This window comes from Aeromonas sp. 25-248 (genome assembly GCF_053005425.1).
In genome coordinates this window covers 219,806-237,181 of sequence record NZ_JBRKTB010000006.1, presented here as the reverse complement: position 1 = coordinate 237,181, position 17,376 = coordinate 219,806, and the positions used below count along the sequence as shown (strand labels likewise).

The window sequence follows — 17,376 nt, the reverse complement described above, 5'->3', positions numbered from 1 at the left end:
GGGCCTTCTGGCCCGTTTTGCTATGTGATCCCCACCTTTCACGCCTCGACCGGTTCTGCGTCAGGGGCCCTCGGGGCCGGCTGCTTGAGCAGCAGCATCAGGGCGCTGGCGACGAGCAGGAAGATACCCATCACGTAGAACACCTGGTTGTAGGCCATGATGGCCGCCTCGCGGCTGATGGTGTTCGACAGCATGGCCCGGGCCTGCAACTGGGCCTGCTCCGGCCCGGCTCCCTGGGCCATCATGGTCTGGGCCAGCTGCATCAGATAGGCCTGCCCCTCGATGCTGGTGGCGGCCAGGGTGCTGCCGATCTGGCTGACATGAGTCCGGGTGTCGTTGTCGATCAGGGTGGCGATGATGGCGATGCCGAAGGCGCCCCCCAGGTTGCGCAGCACGTTGAGCAGGGTCGAGGAGGAGGGGATCTCGTCCGGCGTCAGGCTGGCGGTCGCCACCAGGGAGAGGGGTACCATGATGAAGGGCTGCCCCAGGGCCCGCACGATGAGGGACTGGATCAGCTGGGGCCCGGCGTAGTCGGCATTCATGTTCACGTTCATGAAGCAGCTGATGGCGAAGACCAGAAAGCCGAAGCTCACCAGATAGCGCGGATCTATCTTGTGGGTCAGCTTGGGCACCAGGGGGAGCACCAGCAACTGGGGCAGCCCCATCCACATCAGCACCTCACCGATTTCCAGGGCGTTGTAGTTGTGGATCTGGGTCATGTAGAGGGGCAGCACATAGATGGAGCCCATCAACCCCATGCCGAGCACCAGGTAGGCGAAGCAGGCCAGGGCGAAGCGCGGGTTGTGCAGCAGCCGCAGGTTGACCAGGGGGTGGCGGCGCAGCAACTGGCTGATGACGAAGAACACCAGGGCCACCACCGAGATGACGGTGAGCCGCACGATGAAGCTCGAGCCGAACCAGTCCTCCCGGTTGCCCTCCTCCAGTACCACCTCCAAGAGGCCGAGACCCACCGCCATGGTGAGGATACCGATGAGATCCACCCGCTTGATCACCTCCCAGTCCACCGGCTTCCTGTCCAGTCCGTGGGCCAGCATGGCCATCACCAGCAGGCCGGGCGGCACGTTCAGATAGAAGATGTAGTGCCAGGACATCTGCTCCGTCAGCCAGCCCCCCAGGGTCGGGCCGATGGCGGGGGCGAAGGTGGCGCACAGGCCGAACAGCGCCATGCCGGTGGCTCGCTTGTGCAGCGGCAGCAGGCTGACGATGAGGGAGAAGGCCATGGGGATCAGGGCCCCACCGGTAAAGCCCTGCAGCGCCCGAAAGACGATCATGCTGGTGAGGTTCCAGCTGAACGAGCAGAGCACGGAGGCGACGATGAAGGCGCCCGTGGTCCACAGCAGGTAGCGCCGCACGCTCAGTCCCCGGCTCAGCCAGCCGCTCAGCGGAATGGCGATCATCTCCGCCACCAGATAGGAGGTGGAGATCCAGGAGCTCTCGCTCAGGGTGGCCGAGAGTGCCCCCTGAATGTCTTTCAGGGAGGCGTTGGTGATCTGGATGTCGAGGATGGCCATGAAGGCGCCGATGAGGCCCCCCATGACCGCGATCCAGTTGCGGCGTGGTATGGCGTCCATCAGTGGGCGGCCACCACGGGATCAGGGGTGCGGGTGTCGACGATCACCTCGGTGGAGAGGCCGGGCAGCAGCTTGCCCGCCAGGGCGCCCGGATCCGGGATGCGGATCTTGACCGGCACCCGCTGCACGATTTTGGTGAAGTTGCCGGTGGCGTTCTCCGGTGGCAGCAGGGCGAACTTGGCGCCGGTGGCCGGAGAGAGGCTGTCGATGATCCCCTCGACCGGTTGATCCGGATAGGCATCCAGGATCACCTCCACCTTCTGGCCCGGCTGCATGTGCTGCAACTGGGTCTCCTTGAAGTTGGCCTCGACCCACACCTGGCTCAGGGGCACCAGGCTGGCCACCTGCATACCGGACTGGACGTAGAGCCCTTCCCGCAGGCTGCGCTTGCCGATGATGCCGTCAGCCGGGGCTCGCAGCTCGGTGTAGCCGAGTTCCAGCCTGGCTTGTTCAAGCTGGGCCTCGCTCAAAGCCAGCCTGGCCTGGTTCTGCTTGGCTTCGGCATCCAGCACCAGCAGCCGCTCGCGGGCGGCCTGCAGGGCGGCTTTGGCCTCCAGTGCCTGGGCCTGGTTGACCTGCAAGCCGGCACGCACCTCGTCCAGGCTGTCCTGGGAGCTGTAGTGACGCTCATTGAGCTGGCTGACCCGGCGCACCTGCTGCTGGGCCCGGACCTGCTCGGCATTGGCCGAGCTGACTTTTGCCTCGGCCTGGCGGATGAGGCTCAGCTGCTGGATACGGGTGGCGGCGAGGTTATCCGCCGTCGCCTGGTTGAGGTGCAGATCGGCCTCGGCCTCCGCCACCTTGGTCCTGTATTCGCGGTCGTCGAGCCGGGCGATGAGCTGGCCGGCCTTCACCGCTTGGTTGTCGGTCACCAGTACTTCGCTGATGTAGCCGGAGAGCTTGGAACCGATGCCGGTCACCTCGCTTTGCAGGTAGGCGTTGTCGGTGCTCTCGAAGTAGCGGCCATGCAGATACCAGTAACCGGCAAACAGCAGGCCGAGCAGGGCCAGCACCAGGGCGGCCAGCAGGGGGATCTTCTTGTGTTGACTCATGATATTGGTTTTCCTGAACTGTGGCGGGCAGGCTAACATCGTGCAACTGTTTCGATTAGTATCCATTCATGAGATATACAGTTTCACTGGTGAAACAATGGACCTGAATGCTGCCTTAATCCTCGTTCGTATCGTCGACAAGGGCTCCTTTACCGCTGCTGCCCAGGAGCTGGGCATGACCAAGGCGACGGTGAGCCGCCGCATCGCCGAGCTGGAGCAGCGTCTCGGCGCGCGGCTGCTCTATCGCTCCACCCGGCAGCTCACCCTGACGGAAGCCGGTGAACAATATTATCTACGCTGCAGTAAGGCGGTGGAGGAGCTGGCCCAGGCCGAGCTGATGCTCAGTGCCAGCCAGCAGGAGGTGACGGGGACCCTCAAGCTGGCGGTGCCCATCGAGACGGGACAGCTGGTGGTGGGCAGGCTGGTGGCGAACTTCCTGCAAGCCTATCCGGGCATGAAGGTGGAGCTGGAGCTGACAAACCGCATCGTGGATCCCATCAGCGAGGGGCTGGATGCCATCGTGCGGGTCGGCGACATGAGCGACTCCAACCTGGCGGCGCGGCGTCTCTGGAGCACCGAGCGGCTGCTGTGCGCCAGCCCGGACTATCTGGCGCGCCACCCGGTGATCCAGAGGCCCGCCGATCTGGTGCATCACGAGCGGATCGCGGTCAGCACGGGGTTCCTCGCCTCGCACTGGTGTTTCGAGCTGGATGATCGCGAAGTGCTGGTGGATCCCCCGTCCCGCTTCCAGGTCAACAACATCACCTGTGCCAGGGAGGCGGCGAAGGCGGGGCTGGGGCTGGCTTCCCTGCCCGCCATGCTGTGCCATGATGAGCTGGCGAACGGGACGCTGGTCTCCTTGCTGCCGGAGTGGCAGCAACCCAGGGTACCCATCTACCTGCTGTTTCCCGAGCGGCGCCTGATGCCGCGCAAGCTGAGGGCATTCATCGATTTTCTGGTGGCCAACGGCCCGGCTTACGGTATCGACAAGCTGCTGTGAAGAGCCCGATGCGGCGATGATTGAACTGGCAAGGGTTTCGAGGACAACGTATGGAGCGGTGGATGAATCTGTATCGGGCATCTCGCTCCCGGAAGATGCTCGCCCTGGAATGATGGTAGTGCTGGTGATGACGGCACTGGCAAGGGTTTCGAGGACAACGTATGGAGCGGTGGATGAATCTGTATCGGGCATCTCACTCCCGGAAGATGCTCGCCCTGGAATGATGGTAGTGCTGGTGATGATGGCACTGGCAAGGGTTTCGAGGACAACGTATGGATCAGTGGATTAACTTGTATCGCGCCTCTCACTCCCTGGAGGCGCATGCCCTGAAAGGGGCCTTGGAGGTAGAGGGAGTCAGGGTGCGCCTCAGCGGCGAAGGGCTCTCCGGCGCGCTCGGGGAGCTGCCGGTGGATCTGCTGCAAGTGACCCTGATGGTGAACGAGCGGGATCGTCAGCGGGCGGGCCGGATCATCGAGCGTTATCAGCAGCGCCAGGGCAACGGCTGGCTGTGCGGTCAGTGCGGGGAGGAGAACGGCGCCAACTTCGATATCTGCTGGCGCTGCCATCACGATCCCCAGGATCATTGAACGCCCCTCGCGCCCTCAGCGCAGGGTGAAGTCGATGTCATCCCCCGCATGGGCATCGTGGTAGGTGGCGAGATCCAGCTCCTTCTCGCTGCGGGCGATGAGCACGGAGACCAGGATGTCGCCGGAGACGTTGACCGTGGTGCGCGCCATGTCGAGGATCCGGTCTATGCCGGCGATGAGCGCCACCCCTTCCAGCGGCAGTCCCACGGCTGTGAGGGTCAGGGTCAGCAGCATCAGTCCGGTACCGGGTGTGCCCGCCGTGCCGATGCTGGCCAGTGTGACGATGCTGATGATGGTCAGGTAGTCCACCAGATGCAGATCCACCCCGAAGGCCTGGGCCACGAACAGGGCGGTGACCCCCTGATAGAGGGCGGTGCCATCCATGTTGATGGTGGCGCCGATGGGCAGCACCTTGGCGGTGATGGCGGGGGAGACCCCGAGCCTGCGTTCGGCGCAGGCCAGGCTGATGGGCAGGGTGCTGCTGCTTGAACTGCTGGTGAAGGCCACCGCCTGGGCATCGACGATGCTCTTGAAGTAGTGCAACGGGTTGAGGCGCGCCATCAGGAGCAGCAGGCTGCTGTAGACGCCAAGCACGTGGAGCAGGCAGCCGAGGTAGACGGCGCCGATCACCTTGAGCAGCGGCAACAGCAGGCTGACGCCGTACTTGCCGGTCATCCAGGCCATCAGGGCGCAGACGCCATAGGGGGCCAGGGCCATCACCATCTGGGTCAGCTTGAACATTCCCTCCGCCAGAGAGGTAAAGAACAGGATGGCGGGGCGGCCGCGTCGCCCGGTGGCGTTGAGGGCGAGAGCGAGGGCCACGGCGAACACGATCACCTGCAATATCTTGCCATCGCCCATGGCCTGCACCGGGTTGCGCGGCACCAGGTGGCTCAGCACGCTGGCCAGGGTAGGTTGCTGCGCCATGGCGCCCCGTTCATAAGGACCCATATTGGCGCCCATGCCCGGTTCCAGCAGCCAGCCCATCATCAGGCCGATGCAGATGGCGACGGCGGTGGAGCAGAGATAGAAGCCGATGGCCTTGCCGGCGATGCGGTCGAGCCGCTTGCCCTTGAGCAGGGCAGTGAGGCCTGCCAGGACGGAACAGAAGATGAGGGGCACCATCAGCATCTGGATGGTGTTGACGAACAGGACGCCGATGGGCTTGAGCAGCAGGGCCTGCTCGCTGAAGCAGAGCCCCAGACCTATCCCGGTCAGCATGCCGAGCAGGGTCTTCAACCAGAGCGGGCGACGGGTCCAGATCCGCCAGGGTTTGAAGACCAATCCATGGAACAGCATGACGCCAATGTCCTTATTTTCTGTCTGCGGTGGCAAAAAGGGGCGACAGTGTAGCCATCCCCCCGTCAGGTTGCCACATTATCGACAAAGCGGCGCTCACGACCAGCCCGCTGGCGTTAAAAAAGGCGTTTTGTTGGCCTATATCAAGAACCCTCTCCGGGCTTCGGGCTTTAATTGTCATCTGACATGATGATTAAAGAGGTTCGAGATGTCCCAATCGATACACGGTCACGAAGTGATGGAGATGATGCTGGAGCAGGAGAGTCCGTTTACCCGGGCCAGCCTCAGGGCGGCGATCGCCTCGCGCTTCGGTGCCGAGGCCCGGTTCCACACCTGCAGCGCCAGCGAGATGGACGCTGACGCCCTGATCGACTTCCTTGCCAGGCGCGGCAAGTTCATCGACTCGGAGTCAGGGTTCCAGACCCGCGCTGACAAGATCTGCAACCACGGATGATCGCCAGCGGCGAGCGCGGTGGGGCGCTCGCCGAATCCCGCCACCTTTGTTATATTTCGCCCTCCTTCCCCTCTTGTTGAAAGGTTCTGCCCGGGCGATCTATGGACACATTCTCCGCTGCCGTCATGCTGTTTCTGATCATGGATCCGCTGGGCAACCTGCCGGTCTTCCTCTCCATCCTGCGCCATGTCGACCCCAAGCGTCGACGCAAGGTAATGCTGCGGGAGCTGTTGTTTTCACTGGTGATCATGATGGGCTTCCTGTTCGCAGGTCAGCAGATCCTGAGCTTCCTCAACCTGCGTCAGGAGGCGGTCAGCATCGCGGGGGGCATCATCCTCTTCCTCATCGCTATCAAGATGATCTTCCCGAGCCCCGGTGGCGTGACCGGGCTGGCGGCGGGGGAGGAGCCCTTCCTGGTGCCCATGGCCATCCCCATGATTGCGGGCCCCTCCATCCTGGCTTCCCTGCTGCTTCTGGCCAACCAGGAGCCGACCCGGATGGTGGACTGGTCATTGGCCCTGCTGATGGCCTGGGGGGCCAGCGCCGTGATCCTGATGTTCTACGAGCTGTTCAACAAGCTGCTGGGTGAGCGAGGACTCACCGCGGTGGAGCGGCTGATGGGCATGCTTCTGGTGATGATCTCGGTGCAGATGCTGCTGGACGGGGTGCACCACTATCTGGCGGTGACGGGTCAGAACTGACGGGGCGAATGCTGATGTCAACGTGAAACGGGGCTTCTTGAGCCCCGTTTTTTTTTGCGCGTCAGGCGGCAGCGGCCGGGCCGTCCGCCGAGGTTTCCAGCTTGCCCATGATGAGAGCGAGCAGGGTCTCCCGCAGCCAGCGATGGCCCGGATCCTCCTCGTGGCGCTGATGCCAGATGAGCAGGTGGGAGATGCTGTCCAGGGCGATGGGCAGCGGCAGCGGCACCAGGGGATAGACCTGGGTCGCGTGGCGGGCATAGAGCCGGGAGAGGGTCACTATCATGTCCGAGTGCATGCCCATGCGCAGGGCCGCCTCGAAGGAGGGGACGGTCGCCTCGATCCGGCGATAGAGATCCTGCTCCGCCAGCTTGTGATCCAGCATCCAGCGATCCCGCCCCTCGCAGTAGGTCTGCACGTGGGGGTAGGCGAGGTAACGGGCGAGATCCCACTCGGGCTCCTGCAAGGCAGGGTGATCCCGCTGCACCAGGCAGGTGAGATCGTCGATGGTGAGCAACCGCTGGCAGATGGCGTTGGGCAGGGTGTCGAGGCGAAAATCCGAATTGATGCAGTTCTCCCGCACCGTGAAGGCGATATCCACCTGGCCCTGGCTCATCTCGGTCAGGCTGTGTTCGGTCCACTCCTCGTAGCGCAGGCGGATGCCAGGGGCCTGACGCTTCAGTTCGCTCAGGTAGAGGGGGGCAAACAGGGTGAAGGCGCTATCCATGCTGGCGATGACGAACTCCCGCTCCGTGCTGGCGGGATCGAAGTCCGGCGGCTGGATCAGGTTGTCCAGGGAGAGCAGTATGGGCTGCAGTTGCTGCTGGAGATCCAGGGCGCGCGGAGTGGGATCCATCCCGTAGGCCGAGCGCACGAACAGGGGATCGTCAAAGGTCTCCCGCAACCGTCCGAGGGCCTTGCTGACGGCGGACTGGCTCAGGTGCAAACGGCGTGCAGCCCGGCTGCCGTTGCGCTCTTCCAGCAAGACTTGCAGGATTATCAACAAATTAAGGTCTATGCGTGCAAGCTGTTCCAGCAACATGATATGAATCCTCTTCAATTCCTAGATGAATATATACCATTTGTTTTCATATCTTGGCGATCCTATGCTCGACGGGTCTCTCGCCCTGGTGGCGGCTGGTACAGGATGTAGCGGTTGAGGGGACAAGTAGCACCGACTCATACGGCGGCCCATGGTCGCCGTATTTTTTTGCGCCTCGTCGCCGTTTTTGCGCGATTTTTTCGCCAACTTGCACCTGCCTTGATTTTGCCCAACAATCGATACGCTTTCTTTTGATACAACCTCCAGGTATCTAACAGTCAGGAGTCTCCCTATGGGACTGGGTGGCATTCATATCTGGCATCTGCTGATCCTGCTCGTGGTCGTCGTCGTGGTGTTTGGCAGCAAACGCCTGGCTGGCGCCGGTGAGGATCTGGGCACTGCCATCAGGGATTTTCGCAACGCCTTGCGCGACGATGACAATATCCGGAATAAGTAGGAGTGAACGTATGTCTGTAGACGAGAAAGTGGAACTGAACGAGACCTGTGACAGTTGCGGCTGTTTCGCCGAAATTGGCACCATCATCGGCGAAGGTGACGACGTCATGGAGCTGGTGATCGAGGCCGCTGCAGAAGCCGACGCCCGCGAGAAATTTGCGGCTTACGAGGCGCTGGCCAAGCAGGTCACTGCCGAAGCCAAAAGCAGCAGCGAGCTGAGCCGGGGCCCGGATGGCGTGATCCTGAAGGCCCGCCTGCAATTCACCTGCACCGCCGAGAAGCTGATCTTCGAGATGCGCGCCCGCTCCCTCTGAGATCGTGATGACACGGCAGGCTTGCCTGCCGTCTTGCTCTGCCCCTCGCTTTTTCCCTCCCTTTGCGTTGTATAGTGAGTTATCCCACGGACGATCCGTTTTCCGTCCGGCATGCGCCGATCGGCAGAAGATCCCGCGACGCCCCATGACTTGGCGCAGGCGCCTTCTCTGACAGACCCGACGGTGCGCACCGGCCCACAGCGAGGTGGTTACATCATGATGCGGCGATGGATCTGGGCCCTGCTGGCTCTCTGCTCTCTCCCTCTGCTGGCGGCGGATCTCAAGCCGCAGTTGCTGCCCCAGGCCGGTGATCTCGAACACATCCTGCAAAAAAAAGAGCTCAGGGCCCTGGTGGTCTATGAGCGGGGGTTTTTCTTTTTCGACAAGGGAGCCCAGTACGGCATCCTGGTCAATCAGCTTCAGGGATTCGAACGCTGGTTGAACCAGACCTACCTGGCCAAGGAGAAGCTCAAGCTCAAGATCATTTATATCCCGGTGCGCCAGGACAAGCTGCTGGACTATCTGGCCGAGGGGCGCGGGGATCTGGTGGCCGCCAACCTGACGGTCACCCCCACCCGGCGCGAGCAGGTGACCTTCTCCCAGCCGCTGATCGCCCCCATCGAGGAGTGGGTGGTGAGCCAGCGGGAGCTCCCTGCCTTCAATCGCATCACCCAGCTGTCCGGCCGGCGGATCTGGGTGCGAGCCAGCTCCAGTTATTTCGAGAGCCTCCACCAGCTCAACTGGCTGTTTCGGGAGCTGGGGTTGCCCCCGGTCTACATCGAGACGGTTCCCGAATACCTGCAGGACGGGGACCTGCTGGAGATGGTGTCAGCCGGGATCATTCCGCTGACGGTCACCGACAGCTTCAAGGGGCGGATCTGGCTCGACATGATTGGCGGCCTCAAGTCCCACAGGCTGATACCGCTGCGGGACAAGGGGCGAAGCGCCTGGGCCCTGCGCAACAACAGCCCGGAGCTGCTCAAGGCGGTGAACGCCTACATCTCGGAGTCGAGCAAGCGGACCCTCTACAGTGACATGACATTGCGCCGCCTGCTGGCGCAGAGCGATCGCATGAGCAACATACTGGCGCCGGACCCGCTGGGGCGCCTGTCGACCATTCGCAAGGTACTGGAGGCCCAGGCGGACAAGTATCAGCTGGACTGGCTGATGCTGGCCGCGCTGGCTTACAAGGAGTCGGGGCTCAATCCCAATGTCGGCTCTCACCGGGGGGCCGTCGGCATCATGCAACTGCTGCCGAGTACCGGCAAGGAGGTGGGGATCCGAGGCGCCAGACTCACCAGTCTGGAGGGCAATGTGGAGGCGGCCTGTCGCTACATGCGGCTCATCCTGGACACCTACTTCAATGATCCCGGGATGGACAGGCTCAATCGCCATCTGTTCGCCCTGGCCGCCTACAATGCGGGTCCGAACCGTGTCCAGGCATTGCAGGCCAAGGCGGCCGACAAGGGGCTGGATCCGAACGTCTGGTTCGGCAACGTGGAGCAGCTGGTGGCCAACGACGTGGGCCAGGGGCCCATCAACTACGTTGGCACCATCTACAAATACTACGTAGCCTACCGTTTCAGCCTGCCCCAGCTGGAGGGCAAGTCAGAGGCCATCGAGGCGGTGCAGCCCTGAGCCTGTCAATGCTGGCCGGGGAGGGGATCCTCGTGATGCTGCGCAAGGGGCTCCCAGCCCAGATCCCGGTGCTGCTGGTACCAGGGCATCAACAGCCTGGCCGGGGTGGGATCCGGTTGGCTGGCATGGGGTCTCTGACTGAGGGAGGGGTGGTCGCGCAGTTCCATCATCGGCTCCTTGACACTGGGCTATCGGGGCGGTTGTCTGGGTTATGCCACCACCAGATGACAGGGAGATGACCCTTGATCCCCGCCGAGTTTGCCTTGCTCGCCGATCCCGGCGCCGCCCTGAAGGCCCGATGCCAGTTGATCCGCCAGGCCCGCCACCGGATCCTCGCCCAGTATTACAGCTGGGAAGAGGACGGCAGCGGCAAGCTGCTGCTGGCGGAGCTGGTGCGGGCGGCCCGGCGCGGAGTGGTAGTGCAACTGCTCATCGACGATCTCTACGGCGGGGAGAACCGCTTTCTGGAGGCGGTGGCGGCGGAACCGGGCATCGAGGTGCGCCTGTTCAACCCCTTCTGGCTGCGGGGCTGGCGTCCCCTTACCTTGCTGCTGGAAGGAGTGCTGAGCTTTCGCCGCATCAACCACCGGATGCACAACAAGCTGCTGCTGGTGGATGGCAGCCAGGCGGTGATCGGCGGGCGCAACATCGGTGATCGTTACTTCGGGCTGGGGATGCCGCCTCACTTCATCGACCTGGATCTGCTCTGCCGCGGCCCCCTCTGTCAGCAGGCCGAGCAGGGGTTCGCGCTGTTCTGGCACAGTCGCTGGAGCCACCCGGTCCGTCGCCTGTTGAGACGCCCCTTGCTGCCAGCCGAAACCCGGGCCCTGAACGACTTCCTGCTGACCCTGACCGACCCCGCCATGGCGGCCGCCTATGATCTGCCGGCCACTCTGTTTGATGAGTGCCCCGTTCCCCTTTGCTGGCATCCCGGGCGAGGGCAGTGCTGGTTCGATCGCCCCGGCAAGGGGCTGGTCGCCCGGCCGACCACGGCGCCCCTGCTGGGACGCATGCTGGCGAGCAATCAGGGGGCCCTGAGGTTGGTGAGCCCTTACCTGATCCTGACTCGGGGGCTGCGTCGCCGGCTCAAGGGGCAGCGACGGCAGGGGGTCGACATCGAGATCCTGACCAACTCCCTGGCCAGCACGGACGTGCCCCTGGTCTATGGCGCCTATCGACGTCACCGCCCCTGGCTCGAGCGTCAGGGGATCACCCTGTTCGAGCTGACGACGGAGGCGTTCAGTCTGCATGCCAAGCTGATCCTGATGGGGAAGGAGGAGGCGCTGCTCGGCAGTTTCAACCTGGATCCCCGCTCCCTGATGCTCAACACCGAGTTGATGCTGCACCTCCATAGCCCGACGCTGTGCGACGAGTTGCAGCAACTCATCGATGGCTGGTTGCAGCAGGCCGTGCACCCGGTGGTGGCGTCCCCCTCTGCATGGCGGCGGCTGCTGGCGCAATTGAGCGATTGGTTACCTTTGCACCGTTGGTTGTGAGTGGGATCCGCCTTGTGCGAGATCTCGCAAAGCCTTGTGCGCCTTCGAAGATAACGTTTGCCATCCAAAAACGGGACTGGATTGTATAGTATTGTTTTTAATCGATTTATATTAAGAGCGGAGTAACAATCCAGGGGCCTCGACTGCATAGAGGTGCGTGTAGAGCGGTTTTTTATTTTATTTAACTGCGTAGTATCTCGAGTGCAAGGACAAACACGGCGGCTGGTCTGCCGTGTGGGTGACGGCAACAGGGGAAATGGGCCAACCGGATTGCTCCGGCAGGCGAGGCGGATCGGGAGCGGAAACCCGTGATGCCAGACAGACCCCCGTGGTTGCGGGAGCCCAATATGGAACATGCTATTTGCGAGGGGGTGACATGCGAATGTTGCCCCATTTTTTTATGCCCGCCGTCCGTTTGCCCAATCAAAAAGACCGCCTGCTGGCGGTCTTTTGCGTGATGTCTCGGCGATCAGGCGAGGCCCGCCAGCAGACGACTCCAGTTGCGCTTGGCAACGAGGAAACCGTCTCGCAACGTGCGGTACTCCAGTTGCAGCCTGAGCCTGTCGTAGCGTGCGAGGGCTGTGCGCTTGCGCTGCTCCAGCAGTGACTTGCGGCTGGCATAGTAGTGCTGGATCTGCAGGCTCAGCTTGTCGTACTCCTCCTGCAGCAGTGCCTGCCAGCGTTCCCTGTCATCCTGCTTGTGCACTCTGGCCTGGGCGCGCTTGAGTTGCATCTCCAGCCTGGCCTGTTCGATGCGTTCCTCCGGGCAGGATCTCAGGTCTTTGGCGAGCCCACACCAGGCGGCGGTGCGGATCAGCCACTTGGTGGGGTCGAACTGCCACCATTGAATGCCGTTGCGGTAGTCGTTCTCGAACAGGTGATGGAAGTTGTGATAGCCCTCGCCAAAGGTGAAGAAGGCCAGGATGCCGTTGTCCCGGGCGCTGTTGCGATCCGTGAACGGTTGGCTGCCCCAGATGTGGGCCAGGGAGTTGATGAAGAAGGTGGTGTGATGGGTCATCACCATGCGCAGCACCCCGGCCAGCAGCAACATACCGAGCAGATCCCCGTGCAAGAGGCCGAGCAGCAGCGGAATGCCGATGTTGGTGACCAGAGCCAGGGTCAGATAGTGCCTGTGCTGGAAGGCGACCACGGGGTTGTTTTGCAGGTCGCGCACATTGCTGTAGTCGTGGTAGGTATCGCGCTGGTATTCCCGCAGCATCCAGCCGATGTGGGAGTACCAGAAGCCGCGACCCGCACTGTAGGGATCCTTCTGGTTGTCATCCACGTGGCGGTGGTGGCGGCGATGATCCGAGGACCAGTGCAGCGCCGAGTTCTGCAGGGCGAGCGCGCCTCCGATGGCGAAGATCCATTGCAGGGCCGGGTGCGCCTTGTAGGCCTTGTGGGACCAGAGCCTGTGGTAGCCGGCGGTGATGGAGATGCCGCAATAGCAGAACAGCAGCAGGAAGCAGAGCCACTGCCAGAGGTCGTAGCCCTGGCTCAGTCCATACCAGGGGACCGCTATCAGTGCCGTCAGCCCGGAGAGGGCGAACAGCAGGGTGTTGGTCATGATGATCGGGGGGCGGTCCATTTCACTCGGCTCCTTTCAGCGAACAGCTGTTCACTATTCTCCATTGAGCCGGAATGCGGGTCAATGGTAAAAAAGTCGGAGACAAACCTGATCCCGGCCCCGCCTTCGGGTTATCATCTGGCCTCGCTAATCTCAAGGTGACTGTTTTCGTGGGTATTCGCGCGCAACAAAAAGAAAAAACCCGGCGTACGCTGATCGAGGCGGCGTTCAGTCAACTCTGCGCCAACCGCAGTTTCTCCAACCTCAGCCTGCGGGAAGTGGCCAGAGAGGCGGGCATAGCGCCGACCTCCTTCTATCGCCACTTTCGGGACATGGAAGAGCTGGGGCTGACGCTGGTGGACGAGGGAGGGCTGACCCTGCGCCAACTGATGCGCCAGGCGCGCCAGCGCATTGCCGGTGGGGGCAGCGTCATCAGCACCTCGGTGCAGACCTTCATGGAATTCGTCGAAAACAACCCGAACATCTTCCGGCTGCTGCTGCGCGAGCGCTCCGGCACCTCGGCTGCATTCCGTCAGGCGGTGGCCCGGGAGATCCAGCACTTCATCGCCGAGCTGACCGATTATCTGGAAGCCACCACGCAGGCGCCACGGGAAGAGGCCTATATCCAGGCCGAGGCCATGGTGACCATCGTCTTCAGCGCCGGTGCAGACGCCCTCGACATGACTCCGGAAGAGTGCAAGGCACTGTCGGAGCGCACCATCAGCCAGTTGCGGATGATCGCCATGGGTGCCGAGGTGCAGAACCGCAAGCGCCACGAATCTCTCACATAACGCAAGGATGGACAGCCTCATGCATGAACCGAACGCGATTCCGAAGAAGCCCCTGGTGCTGGCCCTGCTGATCGGTATCTGTGGCGATGCCTTCCTGTCGGCCTTGACGGAGTCGGTCGTCCCCTTCTCCTTCTACCCCCTCATCGCCCTGTTGCTGGCGGCCAGCCAGCTCTATCAGCACTATCGCCATGAGCCCATGGTGGGCAACACACCCAGTTGCATCCTGCTCTGCTTCTTTATCGGCGTGTTCGGCCATTCTGCCCTGGTCAAGGTGCAGTACCCCGAGCTTGGCAGCAACTTCTTCTCCCTCATTGCCATGCTGCTGCTGCTCGCCGCCCTCTCCATCAAGCTGGGAATCAGCCTCGGAAAAACGCAAAAGGAGTGACGAATCACTCCTTCTGGTCGGGCCGGGGGTGGCCTAGTCGGCCCTGGGGGGAGTCTCTCCCTTCTTCCTGACGTCTATGATGGCCTGCAGCTTGGTGCGGATATCCATCATGCCGAACACCCCGAAGATCAGCACCTGGGTGAATTCGAGACGAGTGACCGCGAAGTAGGGTTTGCAGGCGGCCTTGATCATGCTGGCCTGTACCCAGTGCATCAATATCACGATGACGCCGCACACCGGCAGAAAGCCGTTCAGTTTGCCCGGCAGGGTGCCCAGCAGGGCGAGTGCCACACCGAACCAGAAGAACAGCAGCACCCCCATCGCCAACAGATTAAACACCCGCTTCATCGTTTACCTCCCGTACATAGAGTTGATAGCAGACCTGACCAGCCTGCTTGTCCTTGAGTAGTGTCCAGCTGGCGGGCAGCGTCAGATCGGCCATCTCTTTTTCCCGCTCCAGATAGATGAGGGCATCGGATGCCAGCCAGCCGCGTTGCTCCAGCAGCTCGCACACCTGGGGCAGCAGCTCGCGACGAAACGGTGGGTCCAGAAAGACCAGATCGAAGGGGGTGGCCGGGCCTTGCAGCCAGCTCACGGCATCGGCCTGGATCACCTGCCCCTGACTGCTGCCCAGGGTCGTCAGGTTCTTCTTGAGCTGATCGGCGGCGCCTCTGTCCATCTCGATCAGGGTGACCTGTTCGGCATAGCGGGACAAGGCTTCCAGCCCCAGCCCGCCGCTGCCGGCGAACAGATCCAAGCAGCGGGTACCGCGCACGTGGGGAGCCAGCCAGTTGAAGATGGTCTCCTTGACGCGATCCGTGGTGGGTCTGAGCCCTTCCACATCCCTGACGGGGAGTTTGCGCCCCTTCCATTGGCCGCTGATGATTCGTACCACGCCCGCTCGCCCCTGGGGGGCCGGGCTCTTGCTCGGGCTGTTACGGCTGGATTTCACTCTGGGCATCGCGTTTCGTCGTCAGAAAATAAAGTGATAGTATAAGGCGGTTCATTTTTATGCCGACCCGCCGAGGGACGGCTATCTTAGCAGTCAGCCTTTGATGTGAGTATTTTTAGATGGCAAAAGGTTTGTTTTCCTGGCTGGGTTTCGGCCGCAAGAAAGAAGAGGCTGAGGCCGTTCCATCGCAGGCGCCCGACGCTACCCCGGCGGTAGTCGAGTCGCAGGCCGCCGCTGTTCCCGCGCCTGTCGCCGATGTTGCCCCGGCTGATGCCCCCGCCGCCAAGCCCGAAGCGCCGCTGAGCGGCCCTGACGAAGGCCCCCTGGTTGTGGAAGAGCCGGAGGGCGAGCTTGAGCCCGTCATCGTCAATGAGGCCTTGATCGCCACCGAAGCTCAAGTCGCAGAAGAAGCCATTGTCGCCGCCGAAGCCCGCGCTTTGGAAGAGGCCCGTATAGCCGCCGAGGCTGGCGCTGCAGAAGAAGCCCGTATTGCCGCCGAGGCTCGCGCTGCAGAAGAGGCCCGTATTGCCGCCGAGGCTCGTGCTGCAGAAGAAGCCCGTGTGGCCGCCGAGGCTCGCGCTGCGGAAGAAGCCCGTGTGGCCGCCGAGGCTCGCGCTGCGGAAGAGGCCCGTATTGCCGCCGAGGCTCGCGCTGCGGAAGAAGCTCGTCTTGCCGCCGAAGCCCGCGCCGCAGAAGAAGCCCGTGTGGCCGCCGAAGCCCGCGCTGCGGAAGAGGATCGCATCGCTGCCGAAGCCCGTGCCGCAGAAGAAGCCCGTATTGCCGCCGAAGCCCGCGCCGCAGAAGAGGCCCGTGTGGCCGCCGAGGCTCGCGCTGTAGAAGAGGCTCGCATCGCTGCCGAAGCCCGTGCAGCAGAAGAAGCTCGTATTGCCGCCGAAGCTCAGGCTGCCGAGGAAGCTCGTGTCGCCAAAGAGGCCCAGCGAGCGGAAGATTTGCGTCTGGTCGCCGCGATGGAGGCTGAGGCCGCCGCTCTGGCCGCTCTGCCACTGGCCGCCAAGGTGGACGACGACACTCAGGAGAAGCCGCAGCGGGAGGGCTTCTTTGCCCGCCTCAAACGCAGCCTGGTGCGTACCAGGGAGAATATCGGTTCCGGTTTCTTCGGCCTGTTCAGCGGCAAGAAGATCGATGACGATCTGTTCGAAGAGCTGGAGACCCAGCTGCTGACCGCCGATCTTGGCGTCGACACCACCACCCGCATCATCGAGGGGCTGGTACAGCACGCGGACCGCAAGCAGCTCAAGGACGCCGAGGCGCTCTACGGTCTGCTCAAACAGGATATGGGCGAGATGCTGGCCAAGGTCGAGCAGCCCCTGGTGATCGACACCAGCAAGAAGCCTTACGTCATCCTGATGGTCGGCGTGAACGGCGTCGGCAAGACCACCACCATCGGCAAACTGGCCAAACAGTTCCAGGCCGAGGGCAAGAGCGTGATGCTGGCCGCTGGCGATACCTTCCGTGCTGCCGCCGTCGAGCAGCTGCAGGTGTGGGGTCAGCGCAACAACATTCCGGTGATTGCCCAGCACACCGGTGCCGACTCCGCCTCCGTCATCTATGACGCCATCGAGGCAGCCCGCTCCCGCGGGGCTGACGTGCTGATCGCCGATACCGCCGGCCGCCTGCAGAACAAGAGCAACCTGATGGAGGAGCTCAAGAAGGTGGTGCGGGTGATGAAGAAGCTGGACGATGCGGCGCCCCACGAGATCATGCTGACTCTGGACGCAGGCACCGGCCAGAACGCATTGAGCCAGGCCAAGCTGTTCAGCGAGGCGGTGGGCCTGACCGGCATCACCCTCACCAAGCTGGACGGTACCGCCAAGGGGGGTGTCATCTTCGCGGTGGCCGACAAGTTCCAGATCCCGATCCGCTACATCGGGGTGGGCGAGGGGATCGACGATCTGCGCCCGTTCGTCGCCAACGACTTCATCGAGGCGCTCTTCAGCCGCGAAGAATAAATCCGGCTGACATGAGTCGGCCCGGCCGTGACGAGCACGTGTTCCATACCCCGACTCCGGTCGGGGTATGTCACTATGAGGGC

General features: G+C 62.8%; 19 protein-coding genes. 11 read left to right on the top strand and 8 right to left on the bottom strand.

Annotated elements, in window-relative coordinates; genetic code table 11:
- Positions 1 to 38 precede the first annotated feature (38 nt).
- Both ACVDHI_RS11600 and ACVDHI_RS11595 read right to left on the bottom strand, forming a co-directional pair.
- On the bottom strand, positions 39 to 1,592 hold the full coding sequence (locus tag ACVDHI_RS11600) for a DHA2 family efflux MFS transporter permease subunit (protein WP_042864576.1): 1,554 nt from the start codon (positions 1,590 to 1,592) through the stop codon (positions 39 to 41).
- On the bottom strand, positions 1,592 to 2,644 hold the full coding sequence (locus ACVDHI_RS11595) for an HlyD family secretion protein (protein WP_039040403.1): 1,053 nt from the start codon (positions 2,642 to 2,644) through the stop codon (positions 1,592 to 1,594). The genes ACVDHI_RS11600 and ACVDHI_RS11595 overlap by 1 nt, the downstream gene beginning before the upstream one ends.
- Before the next feature lie 97 nt (positions 2,645 to 2,741).
- On the opposite strand from ACVDHI_RS11595, the gene ACVDHI_RS11590 reads away from it, so the two are divergent.
- The gene (locus ACVDHI_RS11590; protein WP_010672586.1) at positions 2,742 to 3,644 is read left to right on the top strand and encodes a LysR family transcriptional regulator; all 903 of its coding nucleotides are present in this window, start codon (positions 2,742 to 2,744) and stop codon (positions 3,642 to 3,644) included.
- Positions 3,645 to 3,916: 272 nt separating this feature from the next.
- Positions 3,917 to 4,231 (top strand): putative signal transducing protein, encoded by a 315-nt coding sequence (locus ACVDHI_RS11585; RefSeq protein ID WP_010672587.1) that lies wholly within the window; start codon positions 3,917 to 3,919, stop codon positions 4,229 to 4,231.
- Positions 4,232 to 4,246: 15 nt separating this feature from the next.
- Here ACVDHI_RS11585 and ACVDHI_RS11580 read toward each other — a convergent pair whose 3' ends face one another.
- Positions 4,247 to 5,530 (bottom strand): dicarboxylate/amino acid:cation symporter, encoded by a 1,284-nt coding sequence (locus tag ACVDHI_RS11580; RefSeq protein WP_041214291.1) that lies wholly within the window; start codon positions 5,528 to 5,530, stop codon positions 4,247 to 4,249.
- A 208-nt stretch (positions 5,531 to 5,738) separates the two neighbouring features.
- Between ACVDHI_RS11580 and ACVDHI_RS11575 the strand changes: the two genes are divergently transcribed.
- Both ACVDHI_RS11575 and ACVDHI_RS11570 read left to right on the top strand, forming a co-directional pair.
- Positions 5,739 to 5,984: a YecH family metal-binding protein gene (locus ACVDHI_RS11575; protein ID WP_039040405.1), complete on the top strand. Its 246-nt coding sequence runs from the start codon at positions 5,739 to 5,741 to the stop codon at positions 5,982 to 5,984.
- Positions 5,985 to 6,085: 101 nt separating this feature from the next.
- Positions 6,086 to 6,685: a YhgN family NAAT transporter gene (locus tag ACVDHI_RS11570; RefSeq protein WP_010672590.1), complete on the top strand. Its 600-nt coding sequence runs from the start codon at positions 6,086 to 6,088 to the stop codon at positions 6,683 to 6,685.
- 61 nt (positions 6,686 to 6,746) lie between these two features.
- On the opposite strand, the gene ACVDHI_RS11565 is transcribed toward ACVDHI_RS11570, so the two are convergent.
- Positions 6,747 to 7,724 carry a LysR substrate-binding domain-containing protein gene (locus ACVDHI_RS11565; RefSeq protein ID WP_010672591.1) on the bottom strand — a complete coding sequence of 326 codons (978 nt, stop codon included), beginning with the start codon at positions 7,722 to 7,724 and terminating at the stop codon, positions 6,747 to 6,749.
- Between the two features lie 292 nt (positions 7,725 to 8,016).
- Here ACVDHI_RS11565 and tatA point away from each other — a divergent pair, with 292 nt between their 5' ends.
- The 3 genes from tatA to ACVDHI_RS11550 all read left to right on the top strand — a co-directional run bounded on the left by tatA (position 8,017) and on the right by ACVDHI_RS11550 (position 10,132).
- Positions 8,017 to 8,181 (top strand): twin-arginine translocase TatA/TatE family subunit, encoded by a 165-nt coding sequence (gene tatA, locus ACVDHI_RS11560; RefSeq protein ID WP_010672592.1) that lies wholly within the window; start codon positions 8,017 to 8,019, stop codon positions 8,179 to 8,181.
- Between the two features lie 10 nt (positions 8,182 to 8,191).
- Positions 8,192 to 8,494 carry a YfcZ/YiiS family protein gene (locus tag ACVDHI_RS11555; RefSeq protein ID WP_010672593.1) on the top strand — a complete coding sequence of 101 codons (303 nt, stop codon included), beginning with the start codon at positions 8,192 to 8,194 and terminating at the stop codon, positions 8,492 to 8,494.
- A gap of 216 nt (positions 8,495 to 8,710) precedes the next feature.
- A complete protein-coding gene (locus ACVDHI_RS11550; RefSeq protein ID WP_447212111.1) occupies positions 8,711 to 10,132 on the top strand; it encodes a transglycosylase SLT domain-containing protein in 1,422 nt (473 codons plus the stop codon).
- A gap of 5 nt (positions 10,133 to 10,137) precedes the next feature.
- Here the strand turns inward: ACVDHI_RS11550 and ACVDHI_RS11545 are convergent, their stop codons facing one another.
- Positions 10,138 to 10,299, bottom strand: coding sequence for a hypothetical protein (locus tag ACVDHI_RS11545; protein WP_010672595.1), 162 nt, complete (start codon positions 10,297 to 10,299; stop codon positions 10,138 to 10,140).
- Between the two features lie 75 nt (positions 10,300 to 10,374).
- Between ACVDHI_RS11545 and ACVDHI_RS11540 the strand changes: the two genes are divergently transcribed.
- On the top strand, positions 10,375 to 11,628 hold the full coding sequence (locus tag ACVDHI_RS11540) for a phospholipase D-like domain-containing protein (RefSeq protein ID WP_039040409.1): 1,254 nt from the start codon (positions 10,375 to 10,377) through the stop codon (positions 11,626 to 11,628).
- A gap of 469 nt (positions 11,629 to 12,097) precedes the next feature.
- Here the strand turns inward: ACVDHI_RS11540 and ACVDHI_RS11535 are convergent, their stop codons facing one another.
- Complete coding sequence (locus ACVDHI_RS11535) at positions 12,098 to 13,216, bottom strand: fatty acid desaturase (protein ID WP_042015295.1); 1,119 nt, start codon at positions 13,214 to 13,216, stop codon at positions 12,098 to 12,100.
- Between the two features lie 149 nt (positions 13,217 to 13,365).
- On the opposite strand from ACVDHI_RS11535, the gene fabR reads away from it, so the two are divergent.
- Together fabR and ACVDHI_RS11525 are read left to right on the top strand one after the other, a co-directional pair.
- Positions 13,366 to 13,986 carry an HTH-type transcriptional repressor FabR gene (gene fabR, locus ACVDHI_RS11530; protein WP_010672598.1) on the top strand — a complete coding sequence of 207 codons (621 nt, stop codon included), beginning with the start codon at positions 13,366 to 13,368 and terminating at the stop codon, positions 13,984 to 13,986.
- 19 nt (positions 13,987 to 14,005) lie between these two features.
- Positions 14,006 to 14,371, top strand: a complete 366-nt coding sequence (locus ACVDHI_RS11525; protein ID WP_010672599.1) for a YijD family membrane protein — start codon at positions 14,006 to 14,008, stop codon at positions 14,369 to 14,371.
- 33 nt (positions 14,372 to 14,404) lie between these two features.
- Here ACVDHI_RS11525 and ACVDHI_RS11520 read toward each other — a convergent pair whose 3' ends face one another.
- Entirely contained in the window at positions 14,405 to 14,719 is a 315-nt protein-coding gene (locus tag ACVDHI_RS11520; protein ID WP_447212110.1) for a DUF1145 domain-containing protein, read from the bottom strand.
- Complete coding sequence (gene rsmD, locus ACVDHI_RS11515) at positions 14,703 to 15,332, bottom strand: 16S rRNA (guanine(966)-N(2))-methyltransferase RsmD (protein WP_039040411.1); 630 nt, start codon at positions 15,330 to 15,332, stop codon at positions 14,703 to 14,705. Before rsmD ends, ACVDHI_RS11520 begins: the two co-directional genes overlap by 17 nt.
- A gap of 110 nt (positions 15,333 to 15,442) precedes the next feature.
- On the opposite strand from rsmD, the gene ftsY reads away from it, so the two are divergent.
- On the top strand, positions 15,443 to 17,293 hold the full coding sequence (ftsY, locus tag ACVDHI_RS11510) for a signal recognition particle-docking protein FtsY (RefSeq protein ID WP_447212109.1): 1,851 nt from the start codon (positions 15,443 to 15,445) through the stop codon (positions 17,291 to 17,293).
- Positions 17,294 to 17,376 lie beyond the last annotated feature (83 nt).

Excerpts from the sequence above, each read along its gene's own strand:
- ftsY (WP_447212109.1), top strand. The coding sequence starts at position 15,443 with ATGGCAAAAGGTTTGTTTTCCTGGCTGGGTTTCGGCCGCAAGAAAGAA.
- rsmD (WP_039040411.1), bottom strand. The coding sequence starts at position 15,332 with ATGCCCAGAGTGAAATCCAGCCGTAACAGCCCGAGCAAGAGCCCGGCC.
- ACVDHI_RS11575 (WP_039040405.1), top strand. The coding sequence starts at position 5,739 with ATGTCCCAATCGATACACGGTCACGAAGTGATGGAGATGATGCTGGAG.
- ACVDHI_RS11580 (WP_041214291.1), bottom strand. The coding sequence starts at position 5,530 with ATGCTGTTCCATGGATTGGTCTTCAAACCCTGGCGGATCTGGACCCGT.
- ACVDHI_RS11550 (WP_447212111.1), top strand. The coding sequence starts at position 8,711 with ATGATGCGGCGATGGATCTGGGCCCTGCTGGCTCTCTGCTCTCTCCCT.
- ACVDHI_RS11535 (WP_042015295.1), bottom strand. The coding sequence starts at position 13,216 with ATGGACCGCCCCCCGATCATCATGACCAACACCCTGCTGTTCGCCCTC.
- ACVDHI_RS11525 (WP_010672599.1), top strand. The coding sequence starts at position 14,006 with ATGCATGAACCGAACGCGATTCCGAAGAAGCCCCTGGTGCTGGCCCTG.
- ACVDHI_RS11545 (WP_010672595.1), bottom strand. The coding sequence starts at position 10,299 with ATGGAACTGCGCGACCACCCCTCCCTCAGTCAGAGACCCCATGCCAGC.
- tatA (WP_010672592.1), top strand. The coding sequence starts at position 8,017 with ATGGGACTGGGTGGCATTCATATCTGGCATCTGCTGATCCTGCTCGTG.
- ACVDHI_RS11570 (WP_010672590.1), top strand. The coding sequence starts at position 6,086 with ATGGACACATTCTCCGCTGCCGTCATGCTGTTTCTGATCATGGATCCG.
- ACVDHI_RS11590 (WP_010672586.1), top strand. The coding sequence starts at position 2,742 with ATGGACCTGAATGCTGCCTTAATCCTCGTTCGTATCGTCGACAAGGGC.
- ACVDHI_RS11565 (WP_010672591.1), bottom strand. The coding sequence starts at position 7,724 with ATGTTGCTGGAACAGCTTGCACGCATAGACCTTAATTTGTTGATAATC.
- ACVDHI_RS11555 (WP_010672593.1), top strand. The coding sequence starts at position 8,192 with ATGTCTGTAGACGAGAAAGTGGAACTGAACGAGACCTGTGACAGTTGC.
- ACVDHI_RS11595 (WP_039040403.1), bottom strand. The coding sequence starts at position 2,644 with ATGAGTCAACACAAGAAGATCCCCCTGCTGGCCGCCCTGGTGCTGGCC.
- ACVDHI_RS11585 (WP_010672587.1), top strand. The coding sequence starts at position 3,917 with ATGGATCAGTGGATTAACTTGTATCGCGCCTCTCACTCCCTGGAGGCG.
- ACVDHI_RS11600 (WP_042864576.1), bottom strand. The coding sequence starts at position 1,592 with ATGGACGCCATACCACGCCGCAACTGGATCGCGGTCATGGGGGGCCTC.
- ACVDHI_RS11520 (WP_447212110.1), bottom strand. The coding sequence starts at position 14,719 with ATGAAGCGGGTGTTTAATCTGTTGGCGATGGGGGTGCTGCTGTTCTTC.